This is a genomic window from Bacillus cereus (assembly GCF_007678085.1).
Taxonomy (GTDB): domain Bacteria; phylum Bacillota; class Bacilli; order Bacillales; family Bacillaceae_G; genus Bacillus_A; species Bacillus_A cereus_BE.
Window position 1 is genome coordinate 399466 of record NZ_VEDW01000002.1, and the last position, 20736, is coordinate 420201.

A 20736-nucleotide genomic window follows, 5' to 3' on the forward strand; every position below is an offset into this window, starting at 1 on the left:
TTGTTTGTTTTAAATTAGTTATTAATAAACTTCTCGAAGACAAAACCATAATCTTTCACATTATATTGTTTCTTCGTATCAACGAGCCAGTTAAAGGCGATTTCGTTCATTTCTTTAAATTGTTCTGCTAAATTTACTTGTGCGTTTGAAATACGGCTGAAAGCGTTAGATGCCATATCTAGACTTTTATGTGCATACTGCAATGTAATATCGTTGTCGTATGAAATTTCTTCAATTTTAAGTAAAGCCTTATATAAATCTTTTAATTCTTCAATATGTTTTTTATGAACATCAATTGAGTAATGCTCATCGCCCATTTGGAACTTAATTTCTACATCTAAATCAATTGTTCCCGCAGTTTCAAGTGCTACGTTTTTAATTTGATATTTACTATAGCTAAAGCGGCGTAGTGTACGTTTTTTACTTGTTGCGCTTGTGCCATCTAGGTGGATTAATCCTTTGTTTGTGAAACAATATTCATCTGATTTTGATTTAATGAGAAAATAAATTTTCTCCCCATCTTCATGCATTACATAATCATCAGCATCTACTTTATCGTAATCCTTCGGCGTAATGACAGATCCTACATCACTTAGTCCTAATACATCTGCAGCCATTTTTTTAAACATACATATCCCCCTTTAAATTAAATTCTTAATTGTATAAAAATATATTAACATGATTTTCATCGGTTGTTTTCTTGTAATACGAAAATATATGGAGGTAAGTTAAGAAAAGTAACGAATAATTATTTCAACCCTAAGTTATTTTGTAAATCTATTAGTTTAAGAGTGGATTCTCCGAAAAATAATCAAGAGAAAAAAGTTAATTTTGCAAGTGATTATAGAGAAATTCCGTGAAAGCTCCTCAAGTGATATGAGGTGTTTTTCTATACACTTTGCAAATCTTACAATTCTGTAAGGTAACTGTAAGGAAGTTCGATGGTAACAAATTGCTAATCCTCTATAATGAAGGTAACAACGATAAAACGAGGAGGAAGAAATGATGAAGGGATTAATCGTAACGGGTTTAACAGTTGCTTTTGGATTTGTAGCGTATGAGAAATTAACGTATGTAGTTGATGTTGTAAAACATTTAATCGCTTAGTAAAAAACTGCCATGAGAGGGAAAGGGAATGAGTGAATGAATGGAATGGTTATTTGGAATTATAGGTACTTGTAGTGTAGCATTATTGTTTTTTGTCCCGAGTGGTATACTTAGTTCGACAACGAGTTTGTTCTTTTTAAGTTTGTTTGCTTGTACAATGCTTATTATTATGTTTTTAATGAAGCGAAGTAAACCAATCTTCTATTTTAGCATGATTGTTATGGCAATTATTGTTCTCCAAATTATTACCCTTGTTATATACCCCACTATTATAAAAGCTTTCCATTAATGATGAATCCTCTGCTTTAATTGCTGAGGATTTTTGTTTGCACATTTTTAATTTTTAGTAAGGATTTGTTTATATTGAAATGTAAAAATTGAATATTTCTATATTTCAAACAAAGCGTTTTGGGATGTTGTGTTCTCATTACTCATTTGATATATTTACTTTAAAGATAATTAAAATCTAGAAAAAGAGGCGAACGTATGGATAAAAAAGAAAATACGGTCGTATTGTTTCCGCAACTATCAGAGCGATATATTGATGAAGGTTTTTTAGCGCTGAAAGAGCGGAAATTCGAAGATGCATTGCGCTGCTTTGAAATATTACGTCAGTATAATGCAGAAACGGAACAAACGGAACTCGCTTCGGTTATTTGTTTGTTAGAGTTAAAGCATATGGAAGAAGCGAAAGACAAATGTGAACAGTTACTTGAAACGGGAGCTGTATTATTTGGTGATATTCTGGAAACATATGTGACGATTTTAGTTCAAACAAATGATTATGAAGGTGTTATTGAAACCGTTGAAAAAGTTTTGCAAACGAAAGATGTAATGCCTGAGCAAAAGGAAAAATTAGCGCAGCTCGCTTTATTTGCAGAAGGTATGTTAAATGAAGAAGATCCGTCACTAGTCGATTCAAATTTTGAAGTGGATGAGTTTACGAATGAAATGTTTGGAGAAAACTTTGGACAAAAGCTAAGAGCAATTCAGCAACTTTCGTTAAAAGATTTGGATCTTGCATTACCTATTTTAAAGAAATTTTTAATAGACGAAAAACAGCACCCTTATTTGAAAACTTCTATTTTGTATAAAATGATAGAAAATCAAATAGAAGAAGAGATAGAGGTAGAAAAGTTTGGGAATACGATCAAGGTGATTCCAGCATTTACGGGTCATAATGAGGAGCAATCCAATAACATTATACATACATTATCAAGTCGATTAGAGCAAAATTATCCCGATATATTTGATGCGATGGTTACATATTGGAAAGAATTGCAAATTAGCGTTTTCCCATTCGCTCTATTAATGGATAAAGTGGAGATTTGGGCTGCTGTTTTAGAGAGAATTGGAAGAAAGCGTTTTGGGTTGACTATTGATGAAGAAGAGCTTATGACAGCGTATAATATTGAATTAGAAGAGTTTCATATTGCCTATCAATGGTTATTACGTGTTGAAAGAGAAGGATATTTGCCCGTATAATTATGAAAAAGAATCGTTCGGTTCTTGAAACGAGCATATTCTATGTTATAATGTAAGGGTTGCAAAAGGCAGAAATCTGCCTGTTTGTAAGAGAAGAGAAGTGTAATTCTCTTACTTAATATGTTTCATATTATTCTCGAACAAAATATACCGTAGTTGTCTTTTAGGCAATTAGTAGATTGGAACATTATATCTGAAAGCTTTTGCTAGAGGATTATTTGTACTTTTGTTATTTCAAAAAAGAGATAATGAAGATTTTAATCTATAGAGGTATGTGCATACATTATTATAGTTGGAGGGAAAGAATAAATGGCTGCAAAATGGGAAAAATTAGAAGGTAACGTAGGCGTTTTAACAATCGAAGTTGATGCTAAAGAAGTAAACAACTCTATCGACGCTGCGTTCAAAAAAGTAGTAAAAACAATCAACGTACCAGGTTTCCGTAAAGGGAAAATGCCTCGTCCGTTATTCGAACAACGCTTTGGTATCGAATCTTTATACCAAGATGCTTTAGATATCATCTTACCAAAAGCATACGGTGAAGCAATCGATGAAGCTGGTATCTTCCCAGTTGATCATCCTGAAATCGACATCGAAAAGTTCGAAAAAAATGCTAACCTTATCTTCACTGCAAAAGTTACAGTGAAACCTGAAGTTAAATTAGGTGAGTACAAAGGTTTAGCAGTAGAAAAAGTTGAAACAACTGTAACTGACGAAGATGTAGAGAACGAATTAAAATCTTTACAAGAGCGTCAAGCTGAACTAGTTGTTAAAGAAGAAGGAACTGTTGAAAACGGTGATACAGCTGTAATCGACTTCGAAGGTTTCGTTGATGGCGAAGCATTTGAAGGCGGAAAAGGCGAAAACTACTCTCTAGCAATCGGTTCTGGTACATTCATCCCAGGTTTCGAAGAGCAAGTAATTGGTCTTAAATCTGGTGACTCTAAAGACGTTGAAGTATCATTCCCAGAAGAGTACCACGCTGCTGAATTAGCTGGCAAACCAGCAACATTCAAAGTAACAATTCACGAAATCAAAACAAAAGAACTTCCTGAGTTAAACGACGAGTTCGCTAAAGAAGCAGACGAAGCTGTTGCAACTCTTGATGAATTAAAAACAAAACTTCGTACAAACTTAGAAGAAGGCAAAAAGCACGAAGCTGAGCACAAAGTACGTGACGAAGTAGTAGAATTAGCTGCTGCTAACGCTGAAATCGAGATTCCAGAAGCTATGATCGACACTGAGTTAGATCGTATGGTTCGTGAATTCGAGCAACGTTTAAGCCAACAAGGTATGAACCTTGAGCTTTACTACCAATTCACAGGTACTGACGCTGACAAGTTAAAAGAGCAAATGAAAGAAGACGCTCAAAAACGCGTAAGAATCAACCTTGTTCTTGAAGCTATCATTGAAGCTGAAAACATCGAAGTTACTGAAGAAGAAGTAACTGCAGAAGTTGAAAAAATGGCTGAAATGTACGGTATGCCAGTAGACGCTATCAAGCAAGCTCTTGGAAGCGTAGACGCTTTAGCTGAAGATCTTAAAGTGCGTAAAGCTGTAGATTTCTTAGTAGAAAACGCTGCATAATAAAATAACAAGGCACGATTTTAATCGTGCCTTGTTTTATAAATATAGAAATATATTTATAAAACTTTTCGATGAAGAAGGAAAACTTCCTTTACAAGTCGAATATACATATTTCAAAAGTTTTAAAAACTTTTTATTTGTACATAACTAGTCATATTATTTGTATTTCTCGCCACGTAGTGACATAATATGTATTTACATACGATACATTTATCGTGTACATACGAAGGCAAGAGGTTAGCACTTTGTAAGGGGTGTGAAAATATGTTTAAATTTAATGATGAAAAAGGGCAATTAAAATGTTCTTTCTGTGGTAAAACACAAACGCAAGTTCGAAAATTAGTTGCAGGTCCAGGTGTTTACATTTGTGACGAGTGTATCGAACTTTGTACTGAAATTGTACAAGAGGAGCTTGCGAAGGACGAAGAAGTAGAATTCAAAGATGTACCGAAACCGGTAGAAATTCGTGAAATCTTAGATGAGTATGTCATCGGACAAGATAACGCGAAAAAAGCACTAGCGGTAGCGGTATATAACCATTACAAACGCATTAATTCTAACAGCAAAATTGATGATGTAGAATTAGCGAAGAGTAATATCGCACTTATCGGGCCAACAGGTAGTGGTAAAACATTACTGGCACAAACGTTAGCGCGTATTTTAAATGTTCCATTTGCAATCGCGGACGCAACATCTTTAACTGAAGCTGGATACGTTGGGGAAGATGTAGAAAACATCTTACTAAAATTAATCCAAGCAGCTGATTATGATGTGGAGAAAGCGGAAAAAGGAATCATTTATATTGATGAGATTGATAAAGTGGCACGTAAGTCCGAAAATCCATCAATTACACGTGATGTATCTGGTGAAGGTGTGCAACAGGCACTTCTGAAAATTTTAGAAGGTACTGTAGCAAGCGTTCCACCTCAAGGTGGTCGTAAGCATCCGCACCAAGAGTTTATTCAAATTGATACAACGAATATCTTATTCATCTGTGGTGGAGCGTTTGATGGCATCGAGCCAATTATTAAACGTCGTCTTGGTGAAAAAGTAATTGGATTTGGTTCTGAGAAGAAAAATGCTGATGTAAATGAGAAGCATGTTTTATCTCACGTATTACCAGAGGACCTTTTAAGATTTGGTTTAATTCCAGAGTTTATCGGTCGTCTTCCAGTTATTGCGAACCTAGAGCCGCTTGATGAAGATGCTCTTGTTGATATTTTAACGAAACCGAAAAATGCACTTGTTAAGCAATTCCAAAAACTATTGGAGCTTGACGATGTTGAGTTAGAGTTTGAAGAAGGCGCACTAATTGAAATTGCGAAAAAAGCAATTGAACGTAAAACAGGTGCTCGTGGACTTCGTTCTATTATTGAAGGCTTAATGCTGGATGTAATGTTCGAACTTCCATCTCGTAAAGATATCGAGAAGTGTGTTCTTACAAAAGAAACAGTAGCTGATAATGCCGCGCCAAAATTGGTGTTACAAGACGGTACTGTACTTGATACAAAAACATCTGCATAATGCGAAGGAGAAACAGCAATTTTTATAATTGCTGTTTTTCTTTATGTTTAGCTATGTTCCTCCGCGGAAATACTAAGAGATAAAACATTGCGGGAGGAAATAAATGATGAGCTGGACAAATATATTTTTACTTGTTCAACTTGTTTTTGGTGTAATTGTCGGATTGTATTTTTGGCATTTACTTCGAAATCAGCGAACACAAAAAGTTTCAATTGATCGAGAATCGAAAAAAGAATTAGAGCAGCTTCGTAAAATGCGCGAGATTTCTTTAACAGAGCCGCTTGCGGAAAAGGTGCGTCCTACATCCTTTTTAGATATTGTAGGGCAAGAGGACGGGATTAAGTCGTTAAAAGCGGCTCTTTGTGGCCCTAACCCGCAACATGTGATTATATATGGTCCACCAGGTGTCGGAAAGACAGCGGCAGCACGTCTTGTATTAGAAGAAGCGAAACGAAATCCAAAATCGCCATTTCGCACAAATGCAACATTTATTGAACTGGATGCGACAACAGCAAGGTTTGATGAACGTGGTATTGCAGACCCTTTAATCGGTTCGGTGCATGATCCGATTTATCAAGGGGCAGGTGCAATGGGGCAAGCGGGTATCCCCCAGCCGAAAAAAGGTGCGGTAACAGACGCACATGGTGGTATTTTGTTTATTGATGAGATTGGAGAACTACATCCGATTCAAATGAACAAAATGTTAAAGGTGCTAGAAGATCGGAAAGTGTTTTTGGAAAGTGCATACTATAGTGAAGAAAATACGATGATTCCAACATATATTCATGACATTTTTCAAAAAGGTTTACCAGCCGATTTTCGCTTAGTTGGGGCGACGACACGTTCGCCAGAGGAGATTCCTCCTGCTATTCGGTCACGCTGCTTAGAAGTGTTTTTCCGTGAGTTAGATACAGAAGAGATTCAAAAAGTAGCGAAGAATGCAGCCGACAAAGTGGAAATGCAAATAGGTGAAAATGGTATTGAAATGATCGGGATGTATGCAAGAAATGGACGAGAAGCGATTAATCTTGTACAAATTTCTGCTGGTATGGCAATAAATGAAGAACGTTCTTTCATTAAAGATGAAGATATAGAGTGGGTTGTTCACTCTAGTCAACTTACACCGAAATATGAAAAGCGTATTTATCCTATTCCAAGAATCGGTCTTGTAAATGGACTGGCTGTATACGGGCCAAATACAGGCGCGTTATTAGAAATTGAAGTAACAGCAATCAAGGCGAAAGACAAAGGATCGGTAAATGTTACTGGAATTGTTGAAGAGGAAAGTATTGGTAGTCAAACGAAATCAATTCGCCGTAAAAGTATGGCGAAAGGTTCTGTAGATAATGTATTAACAGTACTTCGTTCTCTAGATGTGTTGCCAGAAGGATACGATATACATATTAACTTTCCGGGTGGTATTCCAATTGATGGGCCTTCGGCAGGTATTGCTATGGCAACAGGTGTATATTCAGCAGTGCATCGTACGTATGTGAATAATGAAGTAGCGATGACTGGTGAGATAAGTATACACGGGGAAGTGAAGCCTATTGGTGGTGTGTACGCAAAAATAAAAGCCGCGAAAAAAGCAGGTGCTAAGAAAGTCATCATTCCTGCTGAAAATATGCAACCGTTTTTGTACACAATAAAAGGAATTGAAATCATCCCTGTTCGTAAGTTAAATGAGGTATTTGAGCTAACATTTATGCAGGAAAATATGCATCGAGAGCTTGATATACATACTGCTGTGGACGAGACAGATGCACAATCAATGTGAGAATGAACGATAATAAAATTTGCCAGACTTCGTTTAAGTTTGTATGCTTAATCGGAGTCTTTTTTCCTTTTTATAAGGGAGAAAAACGAGGGATTTACAATTGCGGAAAATCTCTGCAATTGCATCTAGATGTATTGTAATATAAAATAGTTGAACAGGAGTTTAATTTATTATGGAGGTGCTATGTCTAGTATGAATACGAATGAAAGAATCGTACCCCTCCTACCATTAAGAGGCGTTCTCGTATATCCAACGATGGTTCTGCATCTTGATGTAGGACGTGATAAATCGATACAAGCACTAGAGCAGGCGGCAATGGATGAAAATATCATCTTTTTAGCGATGCAAAAAGAAATGAATATCGATGATCCGAAAGAAGATGACATATATAGTGTAGGTACAGTGGCGAAAGTGAAGCAAATGTTAAAATTGCCGAACGGCACGCTTCGTGTCCTTGTAGAAGGTTTACATAGAGCTGAAGTAGTAGAGTTTATCGAAGAAGAAAATGTAGTGCAAGTTTCTATCAAAACGGTAACGGAAGAAGTGGAAGATGATCTAGAAGAGAAAGCTCTTATGCGTACATTACTCGAGCATTTCGAACAATATATTAAAGTTTCGAAAAAAGTTTCAAATGAAACATTTGCAACGGTAGCTGATGTAGAAGAGCCAGGAAGATTAGCTGATTTAATTGCTTCTCACTTGCCGATTAAAACGAAGCAGAAACAAGAAATCTTAGAGATTGTATCTGTGAAGGAACGATTACATACACTTATTTCAATTATTCAAGATGAACAAGAGTTACTTAGTTTAGAAAAGAAAATTGGACAAAAAGTGAAACGTTCAATGGAGCGCACGCAAAAAGAATATTTCTTACGTGAGCAAATGAAGGCGATTCAAACTGAACTTGGCGATAAAGAAGGTAAGGGCGGGGAAGTTGAAGAACTTCGTGAGAAAATTGAACAGTCAGGAATGCCTGAAGAAACAATGAAGGCTGCACTGAAAGAATTAGACCGTTATGAAAAGTTACCAGCAAGTTCTGCGGAGAGCGGTGTTATTCGCAATTATATGGACTGGTTATTAGCACTTCCGTGGACAGAAGCAACAGAAGATATGATTGATCTTGCTCATTCGGAAGAGATTTTAAACAAAGATCATTACGGTCTTGAGAAAGTGAAAGAGCGCGTACTTGAATATTTAGCTGTACAGAAGTTAACGAATTCATTAAAAGGACCTATCCTTTGCTTAGTAGGACCTCCTGGAGTCGGGAAAACTTCGTTAGCGCGTTCGATTGCAACATCATTAAATCGTAATTTTGTCCGTGTATCCCTTGGTGGTGTACGTGATGAATCTGAAATCCGTGGTCACCGTCGTACGTACGTTGGAGCAATGCCAGGACGCATTATTCAAGGTATGAAAAAGGCGAAAACTGTTAATCCAGTCTTTTTATTAGATGAGATTGATAAAATGTCTAACGATTTCCGTGGAGATCCATCAGCAGCATTACTTGAAGTGTTAGACCCAGAACAAAACCATAACTTCAGTGATCATTACATTGAAGAACCGTATGATCTATCGAAAGTTATGTTTGTAGCAACTGCGAATACACTTTCAAGTATTCCAGGTCCGTTGCTTGACCGTATGGAAATTATTTCGATTGCTGGCTATACAGAACTTGAAAAAGTTCACATTGCCCGTGAACATTTATTGCCGAAACAATTAAAAGAGCATGGCTTACGAAAAGGTAATTTACAAGTACGTGATGAAGCACTTCTTGAAATTATTCGTTATTATACACGTGAGGCTGGTGTTCGTACATTAGAGCGTCAAATTGCAAAAGTTTGTCGTAAAGCAGCAAAAATTATCGTTACAGCAGAACGCAAGCGTATTGTAGTAACAGAGAAAAACATTGTTGATTTACTTGGTAAGCACATATTCCGTTATGGGCAAGCCGAAAAAACAGACCAAGTTGGTATGGCGACAGGGTTAGCATATACAGCAGCAGGCGGCGATACACTTGCGATTGAAGTGTCTGTAGCGCCAGGTAAAGGGAAATTAATTTTAACAGGGAAACTTGGGGATGTTATGAAAGAATCCGCACAAGCAGCGTTTAGCTATATTCGTTCTCGTGCAGAAGAGCTTCAGATCGACCCGAATTTCCATGAGAAAAATGATATTCATATTCATGTTCCAGAAGGAGCAGTTCCAAAAGATGGACCGTCAGCAGGTATTACGATGGCAACGGCACTTATTTCTGCACTAACAGGTATTCCTGTAAGTAAAGAAGTGGGGATGACAGGTGAAATTACACTTCGTGGTCGTGTATTACCAATTGGTGGTTTAAAAGAAAAAACATTAAGTGCTCACCGCGCAGGCTTAACAAAAATTATTTTGCCAGCAGAAAACGAGAAAGATTTAGATGATATTCCAGAAAGCGTAAAAGAAAACCTTACGTTTGTGCTTGCATCTCATTTAGATGAAGTATTGGAGCACGCATTAGTAGGAGTGAAACAATGAAAGTAACAAAAGCAGATATTGTAATTAGTGCAGTTAAACCAGAACAATATCCAGACAGTGATTTACCAGAAATTGCATTAGCAGGTCGTTCAAATGTCGGGAAGTCTTCCTTTATTAATAAAATTTTAAATCGTAAAAAGTTAGTGCGTATTTCTTCTAAACCAGGAAAAACGCAAACGCTGAACTTTTTCTTAATCAATGAGATGATGCATTTTGTTGACGTTCCAGGTTATGGATATGCGAAAGTATCTAAATCAGAGCGCGCAGCATGGGGCAAGATGATTGAAACATACTTTACAACGCGTGAGCAATTAGACGCAGCTGTATTAGTAGTTGATTTACGTCACAAACCAACAAGCGATGACGTGATGATGTATGATTTCTTAAAGCATTATGAAATCCCAACAATTATTATTGCGACGAAAGCCGATAAAATTCCGAAAGGGAAATGGCAAAAGCATCTAAAAGTTGTAAAAGAAACGCTTGCTGTTGAAATTGGCGATGAAATTGTTCTATTCTCTTCTGAAACAGGACTTGGAAAAGAAGAAGCGTGGAAGGCGATTCATAGAATGACAAAAACAAAAAACGCGTGACGAATGTCGCGCGTTTTTTATTTACTAAATTTTTTATCTTACGTTTAATGTAACCTCAATATTACCTCTTGTTGCTTTCGAATAAGGACATACACCGTGAGCAGCTTCTACAAGTTCTTGTGCTTCAGCATGAGAAACGCCAGCAACGTGTACATCAAGTACAGCAGATAGACCAAAACCACCATCTGTATCTTTTCCGATAGAAACGTGAGCAGTTACTTCTGTACTTTCTACTTTCACACGTTTTGTACGAATGACAAGTTGTAATGCACTATCAAAACAAGCGGCATAACCAGCAGCAAATAGTTGTTCTGGATTTGTTGCCTCTCCGCCTGCACCACCTAGTGCTTTTGGCATTTTTACATCAAGATTTAATATGCCATCATCTGAAACGACTTTTCCGTTTCTTCCACCTGTAGCAGTTACTGAAGCAGTATATAATTTATCCATGTTTATTCCTCTTTTCTATCATTTATTGTTTTCATTGTTTCAATTAGTTTATTTAATTGAATTAATAAAGAACGATATTCTTGTTCTGTAATTCCTAAATTTGTTGCCATTGTTGTCGGTAATGAACAAGCCTTTTCTTTTAAATTTTTACCTTGTTCTGTTAATTCAATACAAACTTTGCGCTCATCTTCTTTGGAACGAACGCGTTTTACAAGATTTAATGATTCCATGCGTTTTAACATAGGTGTTAACGTACCGGAATCTAAAAATAGACGTTCTCCAATTTCTTTTACTGTTAGTCCATCTTGCTCCCATAGTACGAGTAAAGTAATGTACTGGGGATACGTAATACCCATTTCTTCTAAATATGGTCGATAAAAGCGGGTCACTTCTTTAGAACAGGCGTAAATAGAAAAACAAAGTTGGTTATCTAGATGTAAAGAATTCTCTGTCATACATAACTCCCTTCCAATTAAGTTGTGCACAATTTAATTTTGTAAAATCAATATAACGAAAAAGAAATACAATGTCAAATACATTGTATTGAGAAAGTTTGTGCTACAATTTGGAACAATCATACATATTTTCCTTCATGATGAAAGAAGATAGGAAAGATGATGTTATAATTCATATGGAATAGTTTCCATCACTTGATTATGAGGGCTTTTTTTGGTAACGTACAAATAGAGTTATTAATTTATAATCATTATAAAGTAGGAAGCCTTTATTAGTTTTACTGAATCTCCTTTATTACATACGGAGAATAAATAAAAAATAATCGGTTGTTCACACGATTGTCAGATTCATAAGAGGAAAGTTGTATTATGATAGTAGATAAAGTGATAAAACGGGTGAAGGGGGACATGCTGCGTGCATATTCTTGTTGTTAGTGTAAATTATCGAACAGCCCCTGTAGAATTTCGTGAGAAACTCACATTTCAGGCAGCAGAGCTAGAGCAAGCAATGACTACATTACAAAATCAAAAGAGCGTGTTAGAGAATGTCATTGTATCAACTTGTAATCGTACTGAGATTTACGCTGTTGTCGATCAATTACACACGGGACGGTATTATATTAAGAAGTTTTTAGCTGATTGGTTTCAGCTTGAAATAGAAGAAGTCGCACCATATTTAACTATTTTTGAACAAGATGGTGCAATAGATCATTTATTCCGCGTAACGTGCGGTTTAGATTCTATGGTAGTCGGAGAAACTCAGATTTTAGGTCAAATAAAAGATAGCTTTTTAGAAGCACAACAAGTAAAAGCAACAGGCACAATTTTTAATGAATTGTTTAAGCAAGTGGTTACGTTAGCGAAACGTGCGCACTCAGAAACGACAATTGGTGAAAGTGCGATGTCGGTTAGTTATGCTGCTGTCGAGCTTGGGAAGAAAATATTCGGCGAGCTAACAGATTGTCATGTACTTATTCTAGGTGCTGGCAAAATGGGTGAACTGGCACTGCAAAACTTATATGGAAGCGGTGCTCGTAAAGTAACAGTTATGAATAGGACGCTTACGAAAGCGGAAGTAATGGCTGAGAAATATATGGGACACGCAAAGCCTTTAAGTGAATTGCAATGTGCATTATTAGAAGCAGATATTTTAATTAGTTCAACTGGTGCATCGGAGTATGTCATTACGAAAGAGATGATGACAAAGGTAGAGAAAATGCGCTCTGGTCGTCCTTTATTTATGGTTGATATTGCAGTGCCACGTGATATTGATCCAGCGATTGATGAGCTAGAAGGTTCTTTCTTATATGACATTGATGATTTGCAAGGAGTAGTGGAAGCAAATCGTACTGAGCGTTTGAAAGAAGCAGAGAAAATTCAATTTATGATTGAAGAGGAAATTGTTTTATTTAAAACGTGGTTAAGTACACTTGGTGTTGTTCCGTTAATATCAGCTCTTCGTGATAAGGCACTTGCTATCCAAAGTGAAACGATGGAAAGTTTGGAACGAAAAATACCGCATCTTAGTGATCGTGAGAGAAAAGTAATTAGTAAGCATACGAAAAGTATTATTAATCAACTATTAAAAGACCCAATTTTAGTAGCAAAAGAAATAGCTGCTGAAGAGGGAGCAGACGAGAAATTAGCGTTATTTGCAAAGATTTTCGATTTAGAAATGGAAGACGTAGAGAGTAGTGCGGAAGAAGTAGAACATAAAAGAGCGTGGACACCATCCGTTCCATCTTTATAATTTGGAAGGATGATCGGATGAGTTTTTTAAATAACAGTATTATTTATCATATTGCAATTATTTTATATGCTTGTAGCATTAGTTTATATTTTATAGATTATTTCCAAAGTAACCGAAAGGCGAACCGATTTGCTTTTTGGTTACTTTCGATTGTGTGGGTTCTGCAGTCTATCTTCATGTTACTTCGGGCTACAGATTCAGAAACGAACCCTATATTAACTTTATTATCAGGGATTTATTTTTATGTTTGGTTATTGATTACGATGTCGTTAGTCATAAATCGATTTATGCGCGTTGATTTTTTAGTCTTCTTTACAAATGTTGTTGCATTTGGCGTAAGCGCTTTTTCTATTTTTACACCGCTCGGAAAGATGTCACCAGTACTTGCAGAGCAATTAGTTTCAGAACTTGTATATGTGCATGTTGGAATGGCGATTATTTCTTATGCAACGTTTACGGTATCGTTTATTTTTTCTATTATGTATTTACTGCAATATCGCCTATTAAAAAAGAAAAAGTGGAATGCGAGATTAAGAAGGTTAGGGAATTTGCCGAAGCTTGAATCCACGTCTTACGGATTAAATTTATTTTCTGTTCCATTTTTCTTACTAGCAATTTTATTAGGATGCATATGGGGATATACAAAATTAGACAATTTTCATTGGTATGATACGAAAGTAATCGGTTCGTTTGTCGTTCTATTTGTATATTGTACGGGATTGTATTTACGAGCGGCAGATGTGTTGCAAGGGAAGAAAATTGTACTGTGGAATGTAGGGGCCTTTCTCGTAATGCTAGTTAACATTTTTCTATTAAGTAGTTTATCTAATTTCCACTTTTGGTATTTATAATGAGGAGAGAGAATTATGCGCAAAATTATTGTAGGTTCACGAAAGAGTAAGCTAGCATTAACGCAAACAAACTGGTTTATTGATCAGTTAAAAGCGCTAGATTTACCATATGAATTTGAAGTGAAAGAAATTGTCACAAAAGGTGATGTGATTTTAGATGTTACTCTTTCAAAAGTAGGCGGAAAAGGTTTGTTCGTTAAAGAAATTGAACATGCGTTACTTACGAAAGAAATCGATATGGCTGTACATAGTATGAAAGATATGCCGGCCGTACTTCCAGAAGGATTAATGATTGGTTGTACACCAAAGCGTGTTGACCCTCGTGATGCTTTTATCTCAAAAAGCGGAGCGTCGTTTAAAGAGTTGGCAGAAGGTGCCATTTTAGGTACGAGTAGTTTAAGACGTAGTGCACAATTGTTAGCTGCGAGACCAGATTTACAAGTGAAGTGGATTCGCGGAAATATCGATACGCGTTTACGTAAATTAAAAGAAGAAGATTACGACGCTATCATTTTAGCTACAGCTGGATTACAAAGAATGGGCTGGGATAATGAAGTTATTACAGAACATTTAGATGAGACGTTATGTGTACCTGCTGTAGGACAAGGTGCATTAGCGATTGAGTGTCGTGAAGATGATAAGGATTTACTACAGTTGTTAGCGCATATGAATGATGCAGTAACAGAAAGAACAGTGTCGGCAGAACGAGTATTTCTTCATAAACTTGAAGGTGGATGCCAAGTTCCAATCGCTGGATATGCAACTCTTACAGAAAACGATGCAATCGAATTAACAGCTCTTGTCGGTTCTATGGACGGTTCTGTTTTATTGAAAGAGACAGTAGTAGGAACTAATCCAGAACAAGTAGGATTAGAGGCTGCGGACCGTTTAATTAAACAAGGCGCAAAAGAACTCATTCTTGCTGCAAATAAGGGGCAACAATAAATATGAACGCTCTCGCTGGCAAAACGGTATTGATTACACGTGCCCAGCATCAAGCAAAGCAAATGAGTGTAGCGGTGAAAGAAAAGAGCGGAATTCCATTGGAAATTCCGCTTTTGCGTATGGAAGGTATGTCTCATAGGCAAATTCGACATATAGCAGGGCAGCTGCATTCATATGACTGGGTTATTTTTACGAGTAAAAATGGGGTAGCTTTTTTTCTAGATTGTTTGAGAAAGAAGCTACCTGTAACGACTAAAATTGCTGCAGTAGGCGTGAAAACAAAGTTAGAATTAGAAAAGCGAGGCTATGAAGTGGACTTTGTTCCAACTTCATTTGTTGCAGAAGTATTTGCAGAAGAGTTTGTAAAAAAATTAAGTGGAAATGAATGCATTTTATTTCCGAAAGGGAATTTAGCAAGAGATGTAATTCCGGTTGCACTTCGCGAAATCGGTGTTTCTCTAGATGAGCTCGTCGTATATGGTACGAAAGAAAATGTAGAGAAAAAGCAAGAGCTTATAGAAGCATTAGAAGTAGGGAAAGTAGATGTTATTACATTTACGAGCCCTTCAACTGTTACTAGTTTTGTTCGTTTACTTGAGGGTGCAAACTGGAGAGAATGGACAAAAAAATGTACAATTGCTTGTATAGGGCCTATTACGGAAAAAGAAGCGAGCCTTTATTTTCCGCATATTATTATGCCGAAAGAGTACACTGTAGAAGCATTACTACAATGCATTTGCGAATCTATAAAGTGAAACTTTAATTAGTGGGGTCTTACTGCCCGTAAATAGCGGGATAAAATAAAAGAATGGGGATAGAAATCTATGAACTCTTTACAATTTAATCGTCATCGTCGCTTAAGACAAAGTGGTAATATGCGTGCGCTTGTGCGTGAAACGTTTTTACATACGGAAGATTTTATTTACCCTATTTTTGTATTAGAAGGAGAAAATGTTCGTAATGAAGTGCCTTCTATGCCAGGCGTATATCAAATGTCTTTAGATTTATTGCAAGCTGAAATGCAAGAAGTTGTTGATTTAGGTATTCGTTCTGTTATTGTATTCGGTTTACCTGCTGAAAAAGATGAAGTTGGATCATCAGCATATTGTGATCATGGAATTGTGCAACGTGCGATTCAGCAAATTAAAGGTGAATTCCCTGATCTAGTAGTAGTTGCGGATACATGTTTATGTCAATTCACAAGCCATGGTCATTGTGGTGTAATTGAAGATGGTATTATTTTAAATGACGAGTCTCTTGCAGTTCTGGCAAAAACAGCTGTAAGCCAAGCGCAAGCAGGAGCAGATATTATTGCACCATCAAACATGATGGACGGATTCGTAACAGCAATTCGCCATGCATTAGATGAAAATGGTTTTGGGCATGTACCGGTTATGTCATACGCTGTGAAATATTCATCAGCATTTTACGGGCCATTCCGTGATGCGGCACACGGTGCACCACAATTTGGTGATCGTAAAACATATCAAATGGACCCAGCGAACCGTATGGAAGCATTCCGTGAAGCAGAATCAGATGTAATGGAAGGGGCAGATTTCTTAATTGTAAAGCCAGCTCTTTCTTACTTAGATATCGTTCGTGATGTGAAAAATAACTTTAATTTACCAGTCGTTGCTTATAACGTAAGCGGTGAATATTCAATGATTAAAGCTGCAGCGCAAAATGGTTGGATTAATGAAAAAGAAGTTGTACTTGAAAAATTAATTAGTATGAAACGTGCAGGAGCAGATTTAATTATTACGTATCATGCAAAAGATGCAGCAAGATGGTTACAAGAAGGAGGCGCTAAATAATGAAAAAGTTTGATAAGTCAATTGCGGCGTTCGAAGAGGCACAAAATTTAATGCCTGGTGGCGTAAATAGCCCTGTTCGTGCCTTTAAGTCTGTCGGTATGAATCCGTTGTTTATGGAGCGTGGAAAAGGCTCTAAAGTATATGATATCGATGGAAATGAATACATCGATTACGTATTATCATGGGGTCCTTTAATTCATGGTCATGCGAATGATCGTGTTGTGGAAGCTTTAAAAACTGTTGCTGAAAGAGGGACAAGCTTCGGTGCTCCAACGGAAATTGAGAATGAATTAGCGAAACTTGTTATTGAGCGTGTACCATCAATTGAGATTGTACGTATGGTTAACTCAGGAACAGAAGCGACAATGAGTGCGCTACGTTTAGCTCGTGGTTATACAGGTCGTAACAAAATTTTGAAATTCATCGGTTGTTACCACGGTCATGGTGATTCGTTATTAATTAAAGCGGGTTCTGGTGTGGCGACGCTAGGTTTACCAGATAGCCCCGGTGTACCAGAAGGTGTAGCGAAAAATACAATTACAGTAGCGTATAACGATTTAGAAAGTGTGAAATACGCTTTCGAACAATTCGGTGATGATATTGCTTGTGTAATTGTAGAACCAGTAGCAGGGAATATGGGTGTTGTTCCTCCGCAACCAGGATTTTTAGAAGGTCTTCGCGAAGTAACAGAGCAAAACGGTGCATTGCTTATTTTTGATGAAGTCATGACAGGATTCCGAGTTGCTTATAATTGTGGACAAGGTTATTACGGTGTAACACCTGATTTAACTTGTTTAGGTAAAGTAATCGGAGGTGGCTTACCGGTAGGAGCATACGGTGGTAAAGCAGAAATTATGCGCCAAGTTGCACCGAGCGGACCGATTTACCAAGCAGGTACTTTATCAGGTAACCCACTTGCAATGGCAGCAGGTTATGAAACGTTAGTACAGTTAACGCCAGAATCATATGTAGAATTTGAGCGTAAAGCTGAGATGTTAGAAGCTGGCTTACGTAAAGCGGCTGAAAAACATGGCATTCCGCATCATATTAACCGTGCGGGTTCTATGATAGGTATCTTCTTTACAGATGAACCAGTTATTAATTACGATGCGGCAAAATCTTCAAACTTAGAATTCTTTGCGGCTTACTATCGTGAAATGGTAGAACAAGGTGTATTCTTACCGCCATCTCAATTCGAAGGTTTATTCTTATCGACAGCACATAGTGATGCAGATATTGAAGCGACAATTGCAGCGGCTGAAATTGCAATGTCAAAATTAAAAGCTTAATTGTTGAAAGAAAATCGCTCTCCATAAGGGGAGCGATTTTTTTTATTCATAAAGTCAGCTTTCCATACATAAATCTGTAATGACATATAGTTTGGGAGGGGGAAAAGAAGTGGCAACAGATCATTCATTACGTTTTTCATTAAAAGAATCTGTTTGGTTCCAAAAAGGACAGGAAGTCGAAGAACTTTTGTCAATTTCGTTAGATCCAGACGTTGAGATAGAAGAGCTTGATCATGAAGTTATCGTGAGAGGGCAATTAGATTTAACGGGAGAGTATGTCGCGCGGCAAGATGATTCGGCGTATTCATTAAGAGATCTATCGCCAGCGAAGTCAATTGATTATGTAGAAACAAGGGAAGATGGGGTTAATGAACTTGTTCATTCCTTTCCGCTTGAAATATCAATTCCGAGAAACCGTGTGAAAGTAATTGAAGAACTATATGTATCTATTGAGGAATTTGATTATGAATTAAAGGAAAATGGTTGCTTACAATTATTAGCGGATATATCTATTACAGGTTTATGTGATGAAGAAAGAATTGAGGATGAAGAGGAAGAAACGGCGTATGTTGAGTTAGAGGATGATTCAGCGCAAGAGTATGAAACTAGACCGACGCCACAAGTAGAAGAACCAGCTTATAAGGAATCAGATGAGTGGGAAGATTACGCATTTGAACCGTTCCAACTAGAAGAAAGAAAAGAGCAGGAAGTAGAGGAAGAGGAAATAGAAGAACATGAATTTGTAGAGCGTGAAGAAGAGAAAGAAACAACGCCCCAATTTGAATTGTTTGGACGAAAAGATTTCAAGAAAGAGAAAGCGAAAAAACAAGAAGAGCAAGAAGAAGAAACGTATTCACAGCGAGATGAAAATGCGCTGTATTTAACGAAATTATTTACGAAAGAACCGGAAGAAGAATTTACAAAGTTAAGAATGTATTTCGTGCAAGAAGGAGATACGATCGAATCTGTTGCAGATCGTTATGAAACGTCTGTACAAAACTTGTATCGTGTCAATCAAACAGAAGATATATATTTAACAGCAGGGCAAATTATTTATATTCCCGTTTCAAGGGCAAAAGCGAAATAAGTGAGTGTTTTTCACTCACTTATTTTCCTAAAGGCTATGTTTTGAATAGAAAGGGTTATTCGTATGGATATGGAATTACGAAATCGCTATGAACCCATTGTAAGGCAATATAAATTGGATACACAGCATATGGAAGAGCACGGAAGTGTAACGAAAATTTACACGAATCAAGGTCCATATGCGCTCAAGAAAATAGAAGGAAGAAAGTTAGAGCGGAATAACTTTCTGCACCATATTCAATATTTGAAAGAGAAAGGTTTCTCAAATTATGTACCTATATACCATGCGACGGATGGAAATTATATTTTAAATGATGGTACGTATAATTATTATTTAATGCCGTGGTTAGAACGTGCGGAAGGGAACGGCGAGGATAATGATCAATACCATAAAATGTTTCAGACTCTCGGAACGTTGCATCAAAAAACGGTAAAAGAAGAAACGTATACAGAAGAAGATTTAGAGAAACATTATACGAATATATCCGATCGCTGGGAAAATGATGGTGAGATGTTAGAAGAGTTTCTTGTAGAATCGGAAGCGAAGTGGTATATGTCACCATTTGAATTGCAATATTGTACGTACTACCATCATGTAATGAGGGCGCGTGAGTTTGCAACGAAGCAATTAAATGAGTGGAACGATGCGATGAAAGAAAAAGAAAAAACACGTATTACTTTTGTGCATGGTAACGTATCACTTAATCATTTTTTATTTGATTATGAACGGAACGGCTATTTTATTAGTTTAGAAAAATCAAAGTTTGCGACACCTGTGCAAGATATAGTAGGTTTTTATTCACGGTCTTTAAACACGTATCCAATTGCGCGAAGTGATCGGTTTGAATGGTATCAAATGTACCAAAAAAATTTCCCTTTTACGAAAGAAGAGCAACTACTCATGTTTGCGTATATGACGTATCCATCGCAATTTATTCGGCAAATCCAGTCTTATAAGAAAAGAAGAGAGAGTCGTAATGAGGAAAATGAACTTCTCGGAGTAAAGAGCTTGCAACAATCGCATTGGCTCGTTAGCAATATAGAATATTTCCTTTCGCAATTACAAGCTGCCCAGCAAGGGAACGGGTAAAGTGAAACTTTAATTAGTACGGGTCTGACTGCCTGCAAATAGCGGGATAGAAAAGATAAGTAGAGGATGCTACTTATCTTTTTTTGTGTGCCTGAAAATTCATAGACTTAAATTTATCTTGACGAATAAGGTTTCGTTTTTTACACTATTGTATATAATAATTAACAATCATATAAATGCCTTGAAGGGGAAGAGTATAACAAGAAACGTCTTCAGAGAGGAGAATCATTAGCTGGGAGATTCTCTAGATAGTTATGTTAGAAGGTAGCCCTGGAGCATCTTTTCTGAACGGAATAGTTCTCATTAGGAAAAGACGGATTTGTCCGTTATCAAATTAAGAGTATAAGCAAATCTTGAATTTGTTTGTAAATAAAGGTGGTACCGCGATGTCCCTCGTCCTTTTTTGGATGAGGGGCATT

18 protein-coding genes and 1 other annotated feature are annotated in these 20736 nt (G+C 36.9%); of the genes, 15 read left to right on the forward strand and 3 right to left on the reverse strand.

Features of this window, described 5'->3' with window-relative positions:
- Nucleotides 1-14: 14 nt before the first annotated feature.
- Entirely contained in the window at nucleotides 15-629 is a 615-nt protein-coding gene (locus FS742_RS11210; protein WP_000473869.1) for a PH domain-containing protein, read from the reverse strand.
- A gap of 518 nt (nucleotides 630-1147) precedes the next feature.
- On the opposite strand from FS742_RS11210, the gene FS742_RS11215 reads away from it, so the two are divergent.
- The 7 genes from FS742_RS11215 (at nucleotide 1148) to ysxC (ending at nucleotide 10587) form a co-directional block, all read left to right on the forward strand.
- Nucleotides 1148-1396: a hypothetical protein gene (locus tag FS742_RS11215; RefSeq protein ID WP_001993185.1), complete on the forward strand. Its 249-nt coding sequence runs from the start codon at nucleotides 1148-1150 to the stop codon at nucleotides 1394-1396.
- Between the two features lie 197 nt (nucleotides 1397-1593).
- Nucleotides 1594-2592, forward strand: coding sequence for a hypothetical protein (locus FS742_RS11220; RefSeq protein WP_144612370.1), 999 nt, complete (start codon nucleotides 1594-1596; stop codon nucleotides 2590-2592).
- A gap of 309 nt (nucleotides 2593-2901) precedes the next feature.
- On the forward strand, nucleotides 2902-4179 hold the full coding sequence (tig, locus tag FS742_RS11225; protein WP_144612372.1) for a trigger factor: 1278 nt from the start codon (nucleotides 2902-2904) through the stop codon (nucleotides 4177-4179).
- Nucleotides 4180-4443: 264 nt separating this feature from the next.
- Nucleotides 4444-5703 (forward strand): ATP-dependent protease ATP-binding subunit ClpX, encoded by a 1260-nt coding sequence (clpX, locus tag FS742_RS11230; RefSeq protein WP_000472280.1) that lies wholly within the window; start codon nucleotides 4444-4446, stop codon nucleotides 5701-5703.
- A 106-nt stretch (nucleotides 5704-5809) separates the two neighbouring features.
- Nucleotides 5810-7480, forward strand: coding sequence for an ATP-dependent protease LonB (gene lonB, locus FS742_RS11235; protein ID WP_063224858.1), 1671 nt, complete (start codon nucleotides 5810-5812; stop codon nucleotides 7478-7480).
- A 183-nt stretch (nucleotides 7481-7663) separates the two neighbouring features.
- A complete protein-coding gene (gene lon / locus FS742_RS11240) occupies nucleotides 7664-9994 on the forward strand; it encodes an endopeptidase La (RefSeq protein ID WP_000097311.1) in 2331 nt (776 codons plus the stop codon).
- Complete coding sequence (ysxC, locus tag FS742_RS11245; RefSeq protein WP_144612374.1) at nucleotides 9991-10587, forward strand: ribosome biogenesis GTP-binding protein YsxC; 597 nt, start codon at nucleotides 9991-9993, stop codon at nucleotides 10585-10587. Before lon ends, ysxC begins: the two co-directional genes overlap by 4 nt.
- A gap of 33 nt (nucleotides 10588-10620) precedes the next feature.
- Here the strand turns inward: ysxC and FS742_RS11250 are convergent, their stop codons facing one another.
- Together FS742_RS11250 and FS742_RS11255 are read right to left on the reverse strand one after the other, a co-directional pair.
- Entirely contained in the window at nucleotides 10621-11037 is a 417-nt protein-coding gene (locus tag FS742_RS11250) for an organic hydroperoxide resistance protein (protein ID WP_000359777.1), read from the reverse strand.
- 2 nt (nucleotides 11038-11039) lie between these two features.
- The gene (locus FS742_RS11255) at nucleotides 11040-11492 is read right to left on the reverse strand and encodes a MarR family winged helix-turn-helix transcriptional regulator (protein ID WP_144612376.1); all 453 of its coding nucleotides are present in this window, start codon (nucleotides 11490-11492) and stop codon (nucleotides 11040-11042) included.
- A gap of 415 nt (nucleotides 11493-11907) precedes the next feature.
- Here FS742_RS11255 and hemA point away from each other — a divergent pair, with 415 nt between their 5' ends.
- The 8 genes from hemA (at nucleotide 11908) to ysxE (ending at nucleotide 20317) form a co-directional block, all read left to right on the forward strand.
- Nucleotides 11908-13242, forward strand: coding sequence for a glutamyl-tRNA reductase (gene hemA, locus FS742_RS11260; RefSeq protein WP_144612378.1), 1335 nt, complete (start codon nucleotides 11908-11910; stop codon nucleotides 13240-13242).
- A gap of 17 nt (nucleotides 13243-13259) precedes the next feature.
- Nucleotides 13260-14093, forward strand: a complete 834-nt coding sequence (locus FS742_RS11265; RefSeq protein WP_000009003.1) for a cytochrome c biogenesis protein — start codon at nucleotides 13260-13262, stop codon at nucleotides 14091-14093.
- Nucleotides 14094-14108: 15 nt separating this feature from the next.
- Nucleotides 14109-15038, forward strand: a complete 930-nt coding sequence (hemC, locus tag FS742_RS11270; protein WP_144612380.1) for a hydroxymethylbilane synthase — start codon at nucleotides 14109-14111, stop codon at nucleotides 15036-15038.
- Nucleotides 15039-15040: 2 nt separating this feature from the next.
- Complete coding sequence (hemD, locus tag FS742_RS11275) at nucleotides 15041-15793, forward strand: uroporphyrinogen-III synthase (RefSeq protein WP_144612382.1); 753 nt, start codon at nucleotides 15041-15043, stop codon at nucleotides 15791-15793.
- A 69-nt stretch (nucleotides 15794-15862) separates the two neighbouring features.
- Entirely contained in the window at nucleotides 15863-16852 is a 990-nt protein-coding gene (gene hemB / locus FS742_RS11280; RefSeq protein WP_144612384.1) for a porphobilinogen synthase, read from the forward strand.
- The gene (gene hemL, locus FS742_RS11285; protein WP_144612386.1) at nucleotides 16852-18141 is read left to right on the forward strand and encodes a glutamate-1-semialdehyde 2,1-aminomutase; all 1290 of its coding nucleotides are present in this window, start codon (nucleotides 16852-16854) and stop codon (nucleotides 18139-18141) included. Before hemB ends, hemL begins: the two co-directional genes overlap by 1 nt.
- 109 nt (nucleotides 18142-18250) lie before the next feature.
- Nucleotides 18251-19228: a stage VI sporulation protein D gene (gene spoVID / locus FS742_RS11290; protein WP_144612387.1), complete on the forward strand. Its 978-nt coding sequence runs from the start codon at nucleotides 18251-18253 to the stop codon at nucleotides 19226-19228.
- Nucleotides 19229-19291: 63 nt separating this feature from the next.
- On the forward strand, nucleotides 19292-20317 hold the full coding sequence (ysxE, locus tag FS742_RS11295; protein ID WP_144612389.1) for a spore coat protein YsxE: 1026 nt from the start codon (nucleotides 19292-19294) through the stop codon (nucleotides 20315-20317).
- Nucleotides 20318-20489: 172 nt separating this feature from the next.
- Nucleotides 20490-20721: a binding site (T-box leader), on the forward strand.
- The last annotated feature ends 15 nt before the right edge of the window (nucleotides 20722-20736 follow it).